This window comes from Kitasatospora sp. NBC_01250 (assembly GCF_036226465.1).
Lineage (GTDB): Bacteria > Actinomycetota > Actinomycetes > Streptomycetales > Streptomycetaceae > Kitasatospora.
Genome location: NZ_CP108476.1, coordinates 7120773 through 7135783, shown reverse-complemented (window position 1 = coordinate 7135783; position 15011 = coordinate 7120773). Strand labels below are relative to the sequence as shown.

The window sequence follows — 15011 nt, the reverse complement described above, 5'->3', positions numbered from 1 at the left end:
GCCCTCGCATCAGCGCTCTCGCGTCAGCGCCCTCGTGTCAGAGCGCCACGCCCAGCAGCGCGTCCACCGTGCGCGAGACCAGGCCGGGCGCGCCGGTGTCCTCGCCTCCGGTGGCGGCCTGCTGCTCGGCCCAGCGGTCCACGGCGGCCAGCGCAGCGGGCGCGTCCAGGTCGTCGGCGAGCGCGGCCCGCACCTCGGCGAGCAGCTGCTCGGCCGACGGCCCGTCCGGGCGCGAGACGGCGGCACGCCAGCGGGCGAGGCGCTCCAGCGCCTCGTCCAGCGTGGTCTTGGTCCACTCCCAGTCGGACCGGTAGTGGTGCGCGAGCAGCGCCAGGCGGATCGCGGCCGGGTCCACCCCGTCGCGGCGCAGGGCGGAGACGAAGACCAGGTTGCCGCGCGACTTGGACATCTTGTGGCCGTCCAGGCCGACCATGCCCGCGTGCACGTAGGCCCGCGCGAAGGGGTGGACACCGGTGGCCGCCTGGGCGTGGGCGGCACCCATCTCATGGTGCGGGAAGACGAGGTCACTGCCGCCGCCCTGGATGTCGAAGGACATGTCCAGGTACTCCAGCGCGATCGCCACGCACTCGATGTGCCACCCGGGGCGGCCGTGGCCCAGCTCGGTGTCCCAGGCCGGCTCGCCCTCGCGGGCGGCCAGCCAGAGCAGCGCGTCCAGCGGGTGGCGCTTGCCGGGGCGGTCCGGGTCGCCACCGCGCTCGCCGAAGACCGGCAGCATCTCCTCGCGGCTCAGCCCGGAGACCTCGCCGAACCGGGGGTCGGCCTCGACCGAGAAGTAGATGTCGCCGTCCAGCCGGTAGGCGGCGCCGCTCTCCAGCAGCTTCTGGACCAGCGGCACGATCCACGGGATCGACTCGACCGCGCCGATGTAGTGGGCCGGCGGCAGGATCCGCAGCGCCGTCATGTCCTCGCGGAAGAGGGCCGTCTCGCGCTCGGCGAGCTCGGTCCAGTCCTGGCCGGTGGCGACCGCGCGCTCCAGCAGCGGGTCGTCCACGTCCGTCACGTTCTGGACGTAGTGGACGTCGTGGCCGGCGTCCTTCCAGACCCGCTGGATCAGGTCGAAGGTGTTGTACGTGGCGGCGTGGCCCAGGTGGGTGGCGTCGTACGGGGTGATGCCACAGACGTAGAGGCGGGCGGTCGGGCCGCTCGGCACGACCTCCCGGATCGTGCCCGCGGCGGTGTCGTGGATACGCAGGGGGAGTCCCTGACCAGGCAGGGCGGGAACCTCGGAGGCGGGCCAGGCATGCATGAAAATGACTCTAACCTTGCGATCATTTGAAAGGCTAACCAGTATGCGGAATCGGCTGAAACAAGCGGTCGCTCAGGCGGGCCGGAGCTCGCGCCGCCAGTCGGCGTGCCGGCCGGCAGCCGGTGCTCAGACCGGCGGCCAGGGGATCGAGGGCCACTCCTGCGAGGGCACCGGGTGCCGTCCGGCACGCAGCAGGTCCGCCACCCGCTCACGGGTCGCCGCCAGCTCGACCTGCGTCAGGTGGGGACGCAGCCGCTCCCCCAGGCCGCCCGCCAGCTCGGCCCGCAGGCGGTCCAGCATCTCCACCGCCTCCTCGGTCAGCGGCTGCTCGGCCCACCCCCAGAGCAGCGTGCGCAGCTTGCCGGTCGCCGCGAAGGTGACGCCGTGGTCGATCCCGTAGATCCGGCCGTCGGCGGCCGACAGCAGGTGGCCGCCCTTGCGGTCGGCGTTGTTGAGCACCGCGTCGACCACCGCGAGCCGGCGCAGCCGCTGGTCGTCCAGGTGCACCAGCAGCGCGGTGCGGCCCTCGCCGACCTGGGCCTCGATGATCGGCAGCCAGCCCTGCTCGGGCCCGGCCGGATCCTGCAGGGCCAGCAGCGGGGCCGCCCCGGGGTCGGGCTCGACCCAGATCTGCACCATGCCGGAGCCGTACGGGCCCTCGCGCAGCACGGTCGGCGGGATCGGCGCCCAGCCGGTGGCCGCGGCCAGCTCGTAGGCCGCCACCTCGCGCCCGGCCAGGGTGCCGTCGGGGAAGTCCCACAGCGGGCGCTCGCCGGCCACCGGCTTGTAGACGCACGGAGCCGAGAGGCCGTCGAGGGTGAGGGAGCAGTAGAGCGCCGCGTTGGAGGCGTCGGTGATCCGGCCGTGCACGGTGAGCTCGCCGTCGCGCAGCAGCTCCAGCGCGGCCGGGACGTCGGCGGCCAGGGCAGCGCCGGTGGCGGGGTCGGCCTCCGGTATGTCCGGGCCGTCCTCGGCCGGCGCGCCGTCCGGCCGCGGGCCCTCCTCGGCGGCGGGGGCGGCCTGGTCCGTCGGATCCTGGTCGGTGTTCAGCGCTTGTAACCGTTCTGACGCGGGCACAGGTGGCCCTCCGGGTCCAGCGGCAGGTTGCAGAACGGGCACGGCTTGCGGCCGGCCGCCACCAGGTCGAGCGCCCGCTTGGCGAAGACCCGGGCCATCGCACCGGTCAGCCGCACCCGCAGCATGTCCGGGCCGTTCTCGTCGTCCTCGAAGGCCAGCTCGGCCTCCTCGTCGTCGGCGTCCTCGGGCCCCTCGATCACCGCCTGCGCCTCGACCACCAGGTACCCCTCGGTGCTGTCCCAGGCCAGCGCCATGGTGCCGACCCGGAACTCCTGCTCCAGCGGCAGGTCGAGCGGCGCGGTGTCGACCAGCTCCGTCGGCGCCATGGCCGGAATCGGCGCCTGCCCGCCGCTGCGCCGCAGCGCCTCGTCCAGCACCTCCTCGACCCGCTCGGCGAGCGCCGCGACCTGCGTCTTCTCCAGCAGCACGCTGGTGATCCGGCCGCGCGCGCTGGCCTGCAGGAAGAACGCCCGCGAGCCGGGCTGGCCGACGGTGCCGGCCACGAACCGCTCGGGCTGGTCATAGAAGAAGACCTGTCGGGGCACTCTCTCGCTCCGGGGTGTGTAACGGGTCGGGGGTCAGGAATTCTGGGGCGGGTGGGGACGGGCGCGCCTTTTCACCCTACGGCTTCGGCGCCCCGGTCAGTCGGTGCCGGTGGAGCCGCCGACCACCGCGTCGCCGCTCGCGCCGTCGGCGTTCCCGTCCTTCTTGGCGTGCGGCCTCGGGGCCAGGCCGCGCAGGTTGCCGGTGTCGCCCATGCGCAGCAGGAACGGGCGCAGCGGGGTGTAGCGGATCGCGGTGACCGTGCACGGGTCGACGTTGATCCGCTGGAAGTGGTCCAGGTGCAGACCGAGCGCGTCGGCCACCACCGCCTTGATCACGTCGCCGTGGGTGCAGGCGACCCAGACCGCGTCCGGTCCGTGCTCGGCGGCGATCTTCTCGTCCCACTCGCGGGCCGCGGCCACCGTGCGGTGGCTCAGCGCCCGCAGCGTCTCGCCGCCCGGGAAGGCAGCCGCCGAGGCGTGGTCCTGCACCGTGCGCCAGAGCGGCTCCAGCGCCAGTTCGGCCAGCGGGCGCCCGGTCCACTCGCCGTAGTGGCACTCGCCGAACCGCTCGTCGAGCGTCGGCTCGCCCAGCTCGGGGCGGGCCGCCAGCAGCGGGGCCAGGGTCTGCCGGCAGCGCTCCAGCGGACTGCTCACCGCCGCGGCCAGCGGCACGCCGGCCAGCCGTTCGACCAGTGCGTCGGCCTGCGCCCGGCCGTTCTCGTCCAGGTCCACACCGGGTGTCCAACCGGCGAGGATCCCGGCGGAGTTCGCGGTCGACCTGCCATGGCGTACCAACAGGAGAGTGGGCATGCCCCAAGCCTACGGGTCCGGGCGCGGCGGTCCGTAGGCCGAGGGGTACCCGACGGGGCGCTGCCGGGCGGGAGGAATCAGGCGAGGCCGGCCAGTTCCAGCGCCTCGACGCCGGTGCGCAGCGCCGCGACCCGCTCCTCGAGCGTCCAACCCGCCGGGGACAGGGTGAGGGTGGTGACACCGGCCGCGGCGTAGGCCTGCATCCGGTCCGCGATCCGCTCCTTGGTGCCCAGCAGCGCCGTCGCGTCGATCAGCTCCTGCGGCACGGCCGCCGCGGCACCCGCCTTGTCACCGGTCAGATAGCGCCGCTGGATCTCCTCGGCGGCCTGCTCGAAGCCCATCCGCCGCGCCTGCTGGTTGTAGAAGTTCTTGTCCTTGCTGCCCATGCCGCCGATGTAGAGCGCGGTGTAGTCGCGCTGGGTGTCGGCGGCCGCCGCGATGTCCTCGCCGACCGAGATCGGCACCGTGGGGCAGAGGTCGAAGCCCTCCAGGGTCAGCCCGGCCTTGGCCCGGCCCGCCGCCAACGGGTCGAGCGAGGCCGCGGCGTGCTCGGGCGAGAAGAAGATGCCGAGCCAGCCGTCGGCGATCTCGCCCGTCAGCTCCAGGTTCTTCGGGCCGATCGCCGCGATGTAGAGCGGGATGTGCTCGCGCACCGGCACCACCGTGAGCTTGAGCGCCTTGCCCGGGCCACCGGGCAGCGGCAGCGTCCAGTTGGCGCCCTCGTGGGTGAGCCGCTCGCGCGCCATCGCCTTGCGGATGATCTCGACGTACTCCCGGGTGCGGGCGAGCGGCTTGTCGAACTTGACGCCGTACCAGCCCTCGGAGACCTGCGGCCCCGAGACCCCGAGCCCGAGCCGGAACCGCCCGCCGGACAGGGTGTCCAGGGTCGCAGCCGTCATCGCGGTCATCGCCGGGGTGCGGGCCGGGATCTGGAAGATCGCCGAGCCGACGTCGATCCGCTCGGTCTTCGCCGCGACGTAGGAGAGCACGGTGGCCGCGTCCGAGCCGTACGCCTCGGCGGCCCAGCAGACCGCGTAGCCCAGGCGGTCCGCCTCCTGGGCGACGGCGATGTTGTCGGCGTCCAGACCGAGTCCCCAGTAACCGAGGTTGATGCCAAGTCGCATAGCTGCCACGCCTTTCGGGAGGGGGTTTGGAGCCGAGGGTAGCCGGGTGGGCGAGGGCCTGCTACTGACCGGTAGTAGTGGCGCGGGTCACATCGCGCGCGCCGTGCGCCACCGGCCTGGGCGCACCGTTTCTGCAGGTCCGGGAGCGTTGCCCGGCAGGTCTGCGCGGCGGGCCGCGGGCCGCCCACTACGCTCGGCAGTGCCGGCCTTCCGCCGTCCCTTCCGCCGCCGTCCGCCGTCCTTTCCGCCGCCTTGAGCAGGCGCTTCCAGCGCCGCGGACCGGCGCGCGGCGGCGGCGTTCACACCACGATCGAGGGGGTCACCCTGCCATGGAGCAGCGTCATCTCGGCCGCACCGGTCTGCGCGTCTCGCGGCTGGGCCTGGGCACCATGACCTGGGGCCGGGACACCGACGAGCACGAGGCCGCCGAGCAGTTGAAGGAGTTCGTGGACGCCGGCGGCACCCTCGTCGACACCGCGGACGTCTACGCCGACGGCGGCGCCGAGTACCTGCTCTCCCGCCTGACGGACAGTCTGATCCCGCGCTCCGAACTGGTGATCGCCACCAAGTCCGGCAGCGCGCCGGACGCCACGCGCCGCTTCGACGCCTCGCGCGGACAGTTGCTCGCCGGGCTGGACGCCTCGCTGCGCCGGCTGGGCACCGATCACGTGGACCTGTGGCAGGTGCACGCGTTCGACCCGGGCACCCCGGCCGAGGAGACTCTGCACGCACTGGACCTGGCCGTCTGCTCCGGCCGGGCCCGCTACGTCGGCGTCTGCAACTACAGCGGCTGGCAGCTCGCCAAGGCGGCGACCTGGCAGCGCTGCGCCGTGGGCCGGGTGCCGCTGGCCAGCACCCAGATGGAGTACTCGCTGCTGCAGCGCGGCGTCGAGCGCGAGGTGCTGCCGGCCGCGATGGACGCCGGCGTCGGACTGCTCGCCTCCTCGCCGCTGGGGCGCGGGGTGCTGACCGGCAAGTACCGGCACGGCATCCCGCAGGAGTCCCGGGGTGCCTCGCCCTACCTGGCCGGCTTCGTGCAGCCCTACCTCGGCGATCGCAGCCGGCGCATCGTGGACGCCGTGGCCACCGCGGCCGACGGCCTGGCGAGCAGCCCGCTGGCGGTGGCACTCTCGTGGGTGCGCGATCGCCCCGGCACCGCGAGCGCGATCGTCGGCGCGCGCACGGCGGCACAGCTGCAGGCGGCGCTGTCGGTGGAGGCGCTTACGCTTCCGGATGAGATCCGCGGTGCGCTCGACGACATCTCGGCGCCGGTGCGTCGCTACCCTGATCAGGACTGGAACGAACTGTGAGTCAGACGCAGGACCCGGGCGAGGGCCCGCAGGAGACGGAGCCCGAGGCTCGGACGGCAGCTGAGGCGGCGCCCGGGGCGGCACCTGAGGCAGCGCCCGAGGTGGCACCCGGGGTGGCGGGGGCCGAGGCGGCCGGTGCCGGGGCGGTGACGGGGGCTGACGCGGTGGCGGGGGCCGAGGGGCGCGTGGAGGCGGTGCCCGAGCCGCGTTCGGAGGCGGTGCCGGCTGCGGCGGGCGCCGAGGCGGGGGGCGCTGAGGCGGGGGGCGGGGCCGACGGTGGTGCGGCCGACGGCGGTGCGCGGCGGGCGGCGGAGGTGGCCGCGCTGGCCGAGGCGATCCGGACGATCGGGGGCGGTGCCGGCGGAGCTGGGAGTGCTGGCAGGGCCGGCAGCGGTGACGGGGCCGGTTCCGGCGGTGGCGCCGGGTCCGGGGCCGCCGGTGGTGCTGGTTCCGCTCCCGTCGCTGCCTCCGACGAGGCGCGGGCGGCTGCCCTGCGGGCCGTCGGCGAGGTGCTGACGGCCGGCGGCGCTCCCGCGCCCGCCGTCGCCGCGCTGGCGTCGGCCGCCCTGACCGCGTTCGGCGAGGGCGCCGGCGAGGCCCTGCGCGCCGACCCGTGGGCGCTGCTCGCACTTCCCGGGGTACGCCCCGAGCAGGCGGACGGCTTCGCCCGCGCGCTGCTCGGCCAGCAGGCCGGCCCCGGCGACCCGCGGCGGGGGCAGGCGCTGGCCGTCTGGCTGCTGGAGCAGGCCGCCGTCCGCGGCCACTCCGCGCTGGAGGCGGACGAACTGCAGGCCGGGCTGGCCAAGCTCGGCCTGCCCGAACCCGAGCAGGCGCTCCAGGAGGCCGTGCTGGACGGCCGGGTGATGCCCTTTCAGGAGGAGGAGACCGACCCCGGCGCGCACTCCGCCGCCGAGGACGCGGAGCCTCCGGTGCGAATGCTGCTCGCGCTGGAGCGCCTGGCGCTCGCCGAGGACAGCGCGGCGGACGGCCTGGTCCGGATCATGTCGACCTTCGAGCCGCCCGTGCCGGAGGCTGCTGGTGGGGATGACGCTGCCGAGGGGGCGACCGGCGAAGAGGCAGCCGGCGAGGGGGCGGCCGGCGAAGGGGCGACCGGCGAGGAGCCGGTCGACGAGGGCGCGGCTGGTGAGCTCGTCCCGGCGCGGCCCTCCGCCGAAGCGTGGGAGGCCGCTGCCGCTGCCGCGCCGTCGTCCTCCGCCGCCGCCCTGCTGCGGGCCGTCGCCGCGAACCCGCTCGTGCTGCACACCGGCGACGCCGCCGCCCGCGCCGAACTCGCCGCCCTGCTCGCCGCCGCGCGCGGCCTGGGGCTGCGGGCCTGGGCCGCCGCCTGGAGCGAGCACGGCCGGGACGCGCTGACCGAGCTGCTGCCCGCCGGGACGGCCACCGGCAGCGCCCCTTCGCTGACGCTGGCCGAACTGCTGGGCGGCGCCGGCCCTGCCGTCCCCGTCGGCAACGCTCCCGGCCGGGCCGACGACGGCTCGCTCGCCGTCGACCTGTTGATCGTCCAGGACGCACCGCTGCTCGACCTCGAACTGGCCGCCACCCTGGTGGAGGCGCTGGCGGACGGCACCCGGCTGGTGCTGTCCGGCGACCCGGGCCAGCTCTGGTCGGCCGGTCCCGGCCGGCTCTTCGCCGACCTGCTCGCCGCCAAGGCCTGCCCCGTGGTCGCCTCCCGCACCCCTGACCTGAGCCCGATCGGCGAGCTGGTCTCCGGGATCGGCATCGGTGAGCTGCAGAGTGTCGAGGCACCGGACAAGGAGGTGGTGATCCTCACCGCGCGCGGCGCAGGCGAGGCCGTCCACCGCGCCGTCCAGCTGCTCACCGACTCGATCCCGCGCGCGCTCGGCATTCCCGCCGAGCAGACCGTGCTGCTGACCCCCGGCCACGGCGGCGAGGCGGGCACCCGCGCGCTCAACAGCGCCGCCAAGGCCCAGTTGAACCCCGGTCCCGGGCGGTTCGCCGGTTTCGACCCCGGTGACCGGGTGGTCTACTCCCCGCTGCCCGGGGTGAACCGCCCCGGCTCCGTGCTCGGCGGCGAGGCCGCCGGGCTGCGGCTGGCCCTGGCCGACGGCGAGGAACTGCTGCTGCCGCCCACCCAGGTCGACCGGCTGCGCCACGGCTGGGCACTGACGGCCCATCAGGCCGTCGGGCGGCGCTGGCCGGGCGTGGTCGTGGTGCTGCCCGAGGACGCCGCCGCCGCGCTGACCCGTCAGTGGGTGTACACGGCGTTCAGCCGGGCCGAGCGCCACCTGTCCGTGGTGCACGCCGCCGGCCCCGCGCTGGCCCAGGCCGTCGCCGAGCGCCCGGCCGCCGCCCGCACCACCCGGCTGCGCGCGATCCTGGCGGAGCACACGGAACAGGCGTACTGACGGCTGCGGGCCGGGCCGGGCCGAGGGGTGCGGTGCTGCGGAGCACACCCTCGGCCCGGCGGCCGGACAGGCCGTGTGGGCCGGGTGGGCCGGGTAGGCCGGGTGGGCCGTACGGCTTGTCCGACGAGCCCTACTCGATCTCGTCCTCGTCGTAGACCTCGCTGACGTCGAACCGGCAGAGCAGCAGCTGCGGGTCCGGGCTGTCGAACGGCTCGGCCAGCCACTCCCCGGGCTCGGTCGGCTCGGCCACCGTCACCCAGAGCGTCGAGTCGCCCTCCTCGAGGCCGAACTCCTCCGCGCGGGCGGCGATCTCGTCCGGGTCGTACTCGCCGAAGACGATCCCGACCGCGGCCGTCACGCCCTCCGCCGCGTCCGCCACGGCGGGCAGCGAGTCGTCCAGGCGCTCCGCCTGGACGCGCAGCCGCCGGGGGTCGGCGATCCGGTAGTCGCGGCGGATCAGCACGCTGATCGCCTCCGGCTCCTCCGGTCCCTGGTAACTGCCGGGCCCACCGTCGCCGGGGACCTCGAAGGGGGTGACCTCGTCATAGACCTCGTACAGCAGCTGGTCGTAGTGGATGGCCGCCGCGGCCAACTCCTCGTACGCGGCGAACACCGCCGGATCGTCGTCTGCGGTGGTGCTGGACACCGCTTCCAAATGGCGGTCGATGGCGGCCTTGACCGCCTCGGCGGCTTCGCGTACCTCGGTGCGGGTGAGCTGCGCGGCATCAGACATGGGTCAGACGCTATCCGTACCGGGGCCCGGGGCGCACAGGGGTTCCGCTCTCAGTTTGCGAAACCCCGGCAACTTGACCCGTGATGTCCGAACCATGTGCTTCTGCGCCCGCCCTGCACACCCCTCACCACGCCGCCTCCGGGCTCCTGCGAGAACTCGCGCGGGGGTGGTGCGCCCGCCCCCGCGCGCCTCGTGTGCGGCGCTTTCGTGGCCGTCGGCGCGGGTAGAGACTTCCTGACAGAGGGCGGAAGCCGTCGTTCGGGGGGAATTGACCGAGCATCAGCCGGCGTTTCCCCGGAGCCCGGCGTGAGGCCGGTCCGGGCCGAGAACCGGCGCTGGTCTCACCGTCGGAGGCAAGTCGTAGGCTTGCCTGAAGACGTCGCGCAGGAGGCGAATCTTGACCCCACCGAAACTGGTCCGACAGCCCGAGTACGAGTACCAGTCGCTGCGCATGCCGCGTGGCACGACGCGCAACGCGGCCCGGCAGCTCCTCACCGAGCACGCCGAGTACGGACACTGGGAGCTGGACAGGCTACGGCTCTTCCCCGACGGCAGCCGCACGGTGCTGCTGCGGCGCCGGATCATCCGGCAGGTGCGCAGCAGCTGGTAGGAGCGCGGCAGCCGGTAGGAGCGCGGCCGGGGAAGCCGACGGCGGGGCTGGGCAAGCCGGTAGCGGGGCTGGGGAAGCTGGTGGCGGGGCCGGGGACGACGTGGGCCGGTGCCCCCTGGAGAGCACCGGCCCACGTGGAACGTGCCTGACTCAGGCGGCCGTGCGGGAGCGGCGGTACAGCACCCCGCCCGCGATCAGCAGCGCCAGACCGGCCGGCGCGATCACGTCGAGCCCCTGGGAGCCCGTGAACGCGAGCTGCTTGGCAGCCGGCGCCGCGGCCTGGGGGGCCACTGCCGGAGCGGCGGCCGGAGCCACCACGGGCGCCGCGGCGGGCGGCGTGGCAGGCGCGCGGGTGGAGCCGTTGGGCTGCGTCTGGGCCGGCGGGGCCTGCACGGGCGGCGTGTTGACCGGCGTCGCGATGGGGGCCGGGGTGACCGGGGCGCTCTCGTGGTTGGCGCAGTCGTTGCCCATCACCGGGTTGAGCGCGCCGATCACGTTGATCGAGTTGCCGCAGAGGTTGACCGGCACGTCCACCGGGAGCTGGCCCGTATTGCCCGAGGCGACGCCGGGCGAGTGCGAGCCGACCCCGGAGGCGGAGCTGCCGCCGCTGGTCGAGCTGCCGGCGGTCGGTGTGTGGGAGACCGGTCCGCTCTGGGGGCCCGAGCTGTCGCCGCCGGGCATGGCGGGCGTCCCCGGCACTCCGGGCATGCTCGGGGTGCCGGGCCAGTTGCCCTGCTGGGGGCCGCCGCCCGGGCCGTTCTGGCTGCCGCCGCCCTGCTGACCGCCGCTGTTCTGGCCCCCGCTGTTCTGGGTGCCACTGTTCTGGCCGCCGCCGTTCTGGGTGCCACTGTTCTGGCCGCCGCCGTTCTGGGTGCCACCGTGCTGGCCGCCGTGCACGGATCCGCCGTGCGGGGAGCTGTTCCCGCACTGGTTCCCATAGGCCGGGTTCAGCAGCCCGACCACATCGACCGTGTTCCCGCAGACGTTGACCGGCGCGTCGACCGGCACCTGCACGGTGTTGCCCGAGCCGACCCCCGGAGAGCCGACCGCCGCGCCGCTCGCATCCGCACTCGCGTACGCATAACCCGCCGTGGAGGCCAGCACGCTGCCGGTGGCCACCGCCGTAAGGATCCCTTTCCTGGCAACCTGTCGCATAGGTACCCCTGACATGTGATGGTCGGTATTTCCGACGAAATCCATTCCCGCCCACTGCCTAACGAGCCGGCCCCGAAAAGGTTGACCCGGGCGGACCTGCCTCACTCGATCAGGTGGATTAAACCGCGAAAAAGGGCGCCCCGACCGGGACGCCCCTCTTTCGTGCACCGTCAAGCTGTCAAGCCGACTGGCCGACTGGCCTATGGTCAGACGTTCTGGCAGCCGTTGCCGAAGGCCGGGTTCAGCACGCCGATCACGCTGATCGTGTTGCCGCAGACGTTCACCGGAACGTGCACCGGAACCTGGACGACATTGCCGGCCACGACGCCGGGCGAGTGGACTGCGGCACCCTCGGCGCCGGCCCCGCCGTGCGCGGCCGCGACACCCGCGCCGGCCAGCATCAGCCCACCGGCGGCAGCCGAGACGACGGCAATCTTCTTCGCGTTCATCTTTTCCTCCTGATCATCTGAGCAGCCCGGTCCCCGAGCCGCCATAGGAGTGAACGAGGGCTCTGCCGAATGGGGTACGCCACCCGATCGGCATTCACTCGCAGCGGTGAAGTCTCGCTCGGATGATCGACCATGGAGAAAGTGGAAGAAACGATTCGGCAGCGGCGATTTCCGGCGGTGGCTCATCATCCCCTCACATAAAACGGGCCCGCTCCGGAGGCTTTCCATCCTCCCGGAGCGGGCCCATCGCCAGGCCGTTCGTGTTCTGCCGACCTACCGCTCAGCCGGTCCGACGCACGCCGCGATCAGCACGCGTCGATGAAGCGGTCGAGCACCCGCACGCCGAACTTCAGCCCCTCGACCGGCACCCGCTCGTCCACGCCGTGGAACATCCCCGCGAAGTCCAGCTCCGGCGGCAGCTGGAGCGGCGCGAACCCGAAGCAGCGGATGCCCAGGTCCTGGAACGACTTGGCGTCGGTGCCGCCCGACAGGCAGTACGGCACCGCCCGGGCGATCGGGTCCTCGGCGCGCAGCGCCAGCTGCATCGCCTCCACCAGCGGGCCGTCGAAGCTGGTCTCGATCGCCTTGTCCGAGTGCACGCTCTCGCGCTTCACCCGCGGGCCGAGCACACTGTCCAGCTCGGCGAGGAACTCCTCCTCGTAGCCCGGCAGGAAGCGCCCGTCCACGTGCGCCGTGGCCTGGCCGGGGATCACGTTCACCTTGTAGCCGGCGCCCAGCATGGTCGGCTGCGCGGTGTTGCGCAGCGTGGTGCCGATCATCTTCGCGACCCCGCCGAGGATCCGCAGCGTCTCGTCCATGTTCTCCGGGTCGAGCGGCACCCCCAGCGCGTCCGACAGCTCGTCCAGGAAGGCGCGGACCGTCTTGGTGATCCGCAGCGGGAACTCGTGCCGCCCGAGCCGGGCCACCGCCTCGCACAGCTCCGTGATGGCGTTGTCGTCGTTCATCATCGACCCGTGCCCGGCCCGGCCCTCGACCGTGAGCCGCATCCAGTGCATGCCCTTCTCGGCCGTCTCGATCAGGTAGAGCCGGGTCTTGTCGTCCACGGTGAACGAGAACCCGCCGACCTCCCCGATCGCCTCGGTCACGCCCTCGAACAGCCCCGGGTGCTTGTCCACCAGGTACCGCGCGCCGTAGGTGCCACCGGCCTCCTCGTCGGCCAGGAACGCGAGCACCAGGTCACGCGGTGGCTTGCGCCCCGTCCGCAGCCGGTCCCGGACGACCGCCAGGGTCATCGCGTCCATGTCCTTCATGTCCACCGCGCCCCGGCCCCAGACACACCCGTCCGCGATCTCGCCGGAGAACGGGTGGTGCGTCCAGTCGTCCGCGTTGGCCGGCACCACATCGGTGTGCCCGTGGATCAGCAGCCCCGGCCGCGACCGGTCCTCGCCCTCGATCCGCACCACGGTCGAGGCCCGCCCCTTGGCCGACTCGATGATCTGCGGCTCCAGCCCGAACTCGGCCAGCTGCTCCGCCACGTACTCGGCCGCCGCCCGTTCCCCCGGGCCCGACCCGTCGCCGTAGTTGCTGGTGTCGATCCGGATCAGATCGCGGCAGATATCGGCAACCTCCGACTCCCCGGTCACCCGCGACCCACCCGCCTGCTGCGCCTGCGACTCGCCCACACCCACTCCTCGTCGTCCGCTCGACCCGGGCACACGTCCGACCGCCCCGACCTCGCCGGGAACCGTCGAGCACCCTCCCGCTCATCCTCCCCCACGCCCTGCCCCACCCCAAGGAAATCCCCCCAGAACCTCTCCGAACCCTCCCGTCCACCGCCCGGCCACCCCCACTCCCCCAGGCTTTTGGGCCCCTGAGCCGATCTTTGCTACAGTTATGCATGTCAGCGAGACCGCAGGGCCACGCAGACACCACCTAGTCCGGGTGGCGGAATGGCAGACGCGCTAGCTTGAGGTGCTAGTGCCCTTTATCGGGCGTGGGGGTTCAAGTCCCCCCTCGGACACACTCTTTCCCCACGGCGCTCGGTTTCCGGGCACCGTGGATCGGCGCCCGTTCCAGGCCTTCGGCCAGGTGCGGGCGTTCGTCATTCCGCCGCTCTCGCTCAGCTCGCCGCTCGTCTCGCTGGATGGTCAGCCAATCAGGATCCTCTCGGCTCGCTCGGTGCCGGCGGTCAGAGCTTTGGTCACCGCGTCATAGGTCAGCGTGATGCCGCTGGCACGCAGGTACTCGACAGCGTCGAGGGCGGTCGGCGGCTCACCGGCTACTCCCCTATCAGCAGCCGTGAGGCGCAGGATGAGGGCCGGAAGGTGGGCGAGGATCTGGTCCTCTCGCACGTACGCGTTGCGCGGCCGGTCGGGCTGCGGGGTGGTGGCGCTGGTGTGACTGTGGCGGCAGCGGTAGCCGGGGCGTTGGTGGGTCCAGTGGGAGTCCTGAAGGGTGTCAAAACCTCGATCAGGCCGCTGAGCTGGGCGTTTCCTGTGGGCTGCGAGGAGGCCTGAGCGGGGTGGCGTGGTATTCGTTGATGAGCCCGCCGAGTACGCGGCGGCGCCTGACAGCGTTGGCGGGCATGGGGATGACGTTCGGTTCGTCGTCGGGGGCTCGCAGGTGCCCCTCGCCGGCGATGAGCAGACGGTCGGTGCACTCAGCGCGTGCGGTGCGTATCCACCGTTCCGCAAAGGCGTTCGAGCGCGGGCTCTGCGGCGGGGTCGGGATCACCGACGTGCCGTTGCCGGCGAGAACGGCATCGAAGGCGGCGGTGAACTTCGCGTCGCGGTCGCGGATGAGGAACCGAAAGTCACCGGCTCTGCCGCCCAGGCCCATGAGCAGGTTCCGGGCGAGCTGAGCCACCCACTCCCCCGTGGGGTGTGGGGTGACACCGAGGACGTGGACGCGCCGGGTCTTGATCTCCATGACGAAGAAGACGTACAGGCGCTGGAGGAAGACAGTGTCCACGTGCATGAAGTCGCAGGCAAGGAGCGTGTGAGCCTGCGTATGCAGGAAGGTCCGCCAGCTCTGCTGACCGACTCGCTGCGGTGCGGGCGGCAAGCCCAGACGGCGCAGAACTCGGCGGATGGTGGCAGAAGCGACCCGGTGGCCGAGTCGCCGCAGCTCGCCCTGGATCCTGACATACCCCCAGGTCGGGTTCTCTCTGGCCAGGCGCCGGATGAGCGCGACGATCTCGTCGGGCAGTGGCGGACGGCCCAGCTTGGCCGGTGACTGCCGCCACTTCCAGCACACCAGACGCCGGTGCCAGGACAGCAGCGTGCTCGGAGTGACAACCCGATGCCGACGCAGCATCGACGGCAGCTGGCGGGCCAACGCGGAGAGCACGGCGCGGTCCACCCAGGACATCCGCGGCCGTCCCACCTGGCGGCGCAGTACGGCAACCTCGTGGCGCAGGGCCAGGATCTCGGCGTTGTTCACGGCGGAGGAGCGCCCCAGCAGGGCAAGCCAGCCCAGCACCCGGCAGAAGATCGAGTAAAGCAGTCGAAGAGCCACGGTCAGCGATCATGCCCAGAACCCGCCCGCTCGCAAAAGTCGCAGCTCAGCAACTCTACGGCCAGTA

At 73.2% G+C, this 15011-nt stretch carries 14 protein-coding genes and 1 tRNA gene; 4 read left to right on the top strand and 11 right to left on the bottom strand.

The genetic code is table 11. From position 1 onward, the window contains the following. Positions 1–37: 37 nt before the first annotated feature. From mshC to OG500_RS30215, 5 genes are all read right to left on the bottom strand, one after another. On the bottom strand, positions 38–1267 hold the full coding sequence (gene mshC / locus OG500_RS30235; protein ID WP_327070004.1) for a cysteine--1-D-myo-inosityl 2-amino-2-deoxy-alpha-D-glucopyranoside ligase: 1230 nt from the start codon (positions 1265–1267) through the stop codon (positions 38–40). A gap of 126 nt (positions 1268–1393) precedes the next feature. Further along, a complete protein-coding gene (locus OG500_RS30230; RefSeq protein WP_442789372.1) occupies positions 1394–2224 on the bottom strand; it encodes an SCO1664 family protein in 831 nt (276 codons plus the stop codon). An 89-nt stretch (positions 2225–2313) separates the two neighbouring features. Next, positions 2314–2889 carry a DUF3090 domain-containing protein gene (locus OG500_RS30225; protein ID WP_327070003.1) on the bottom strand — a complete coding sequence of 192 codons (576 nt, stop codon included), beginning with the start codon at positions 2887–2889 and terminating at the stop codon, positions 2314–2316. A gap of 96 nt (positions 2890–2985) precedes the next feature. Further along, positions 2986–3699, bottom strand: coding sequence for a histidine phosphatase family protein (locus OG500_RS30220; RefSeq protein WP_327070002.1), 714 nt, complete (start codon positions 3697–3699; stop codon positions 2986–2988). A 77-nt stretch (positions 3700–3776) separates the two neighbouring features. Beyond that, complete coding sequence (locus OG500_RS30215) at positions 3777–4823, bottom strand: LLM class F420-dependent oxidoreductase (protein WP_327070001.1); 1047 nt, start codon at positions 4821–4823, stop codon at positions 3777–3779. A gap of 329 nt (positions 4824–5152) precedes the next feature. Between OG500_RS30215 and OG500_RS30210 the strand changes: the two genes are divergently transcribed. Together OG500_RS30210 and OG500_RS30205 are read left to right on the top strand one after the other, a co-directional pair. Further along, positions 5153–6133, top strand: coding sequence for an aldo/keto reductase (locus OG500_RS30210; RefSeq protein ID WP_327070000.1), 981 nt, complete (start codon positions 5153–5155; stop codon positions 6131–6133). After that, a complete protein-coding gene (locus OG500_RS30205; RefSeq protein WP_329584644.1) occupies positions 6130–8520 on the top strand; it encodes an ATP-binding domain-containing protein in 2391 nt (796 codons plus the stop codon). The genes OG500_RS30210 and OG500_RS30205 overlap by 4 nt, the downstream gene beginning before the upstream one ends. A gap of 130 nt (positions 8521–8650) precedes the next feature. Here OG500_RS30205 and OG500_RS30200 read toward each other — a convergent pair whose 3' ends face one another. Next, the gene (locus OG500_RS30200) at positions 8651–9253 is read right to left on the bottom strand and encodes a hypothetical protein (RefSeq protein ID WP_327069998.1); all 603 of its coding nucleotides are present in this window, start codon (positions 9251–9253) and stop codon (positions 8651–8653) included. Between the two features lie 412 nt (positions 9254–9665). Here OG500_RS30200 and OG500_RS30195 point away from each other — a divergent pair, with 412 nt between their 5' ends. Then, the gene (locus OG500_RS30195; RefSeq protein WP_221521849.1) at positions 9666–9863 is read left to right on the top strand and encodes a DUF5703 family protein; all 198 of its coding nucleotides are present in this window, start codon (positions 9666–9668) and stop codon (positions 9861–9863) included. 150 nt (positions 9864–10013) lie between these two features. Here the strand turns inward: OG500_RS30195 and OG500_RS30190 are convergent, their stop codons facing one another. The 3 genes from OG500_RS30190 to OG500_RS30180 all read right to left on the bottom strand — a co-directional run bounded on the left by OG500_RS30190 (position 10014) and on the right by OG500_RS30180 (position 13110). After that, positions 10014–10982, bottom strand: coding sequence for a chaplin (locus OG500_RS30190; protein WP_329584641.1), 969 nt, complete (start codon positions 10980–10982; stop codon positions 10014–10016). Positions 10983–11224: 242 nt separating this feature from the next. Then, positions 11225–11467: a chaplin family protein gene (locus OG500_RS30185; RefSeq protein ID WP_327069996.1), complete on the bottom strand. Its 243-nt coding sequence runs from the start codon at positions 11465–11467 to the stop codon at positions 11225–11227. A gap of 305 nt (positions 11468–11772) precedes the next feature. Then, on the bottom strand, positions 11773–13110 hold the full coding sequence (locus OG500_RS30180; protein ID WP_327069995.1) for a M20/M25/M40 family metallo-hydrolase: 1338 nt from the start codon (positions 13108–13110) through the stop codon (positions 11773–11775). Between the two features lie 253 nt (positions 13111–13363). On the opposite strand from OG500_RS30180, the gene OG500_RS30175 reads away from it, so the two are divergent. Then, a tRNA-Leu gene (locus OG500_RS30175) sits at positions 13364–13448 on the top strand. Between the two features lie 127 nt (positions 13449–13575). Here the strand turns inward: OG500_RS30175 and OG500_RS30170 are convergent. Both OG500_RS30170 and OG500_RS30165 read right to left on the bottom strand, forming a co-directional pair. Next, positions 13576–13779: a hypothetical protein gene (locus OG500_RS30170; RefSeq protein ID WP_329584638.1), complete on the bottom strand. Its 204-nt coding sequence runs from the start codon at positions 13777–13779 to the stop codon at positions 13576–13578. 118 nt (positions 13780–13897) lie between these two features. Beyond that, complete coding sequence (locus OG500_RS30165) at positions 13898–14944, bottom strand: IS3 family transposase (protein ID WP_329584636.1); 1047 nt, start codon at positions 14942–14944, stop codon at positions 13898–13900. Positions 14945–15011: the final 67 nt, after the last annotated feature.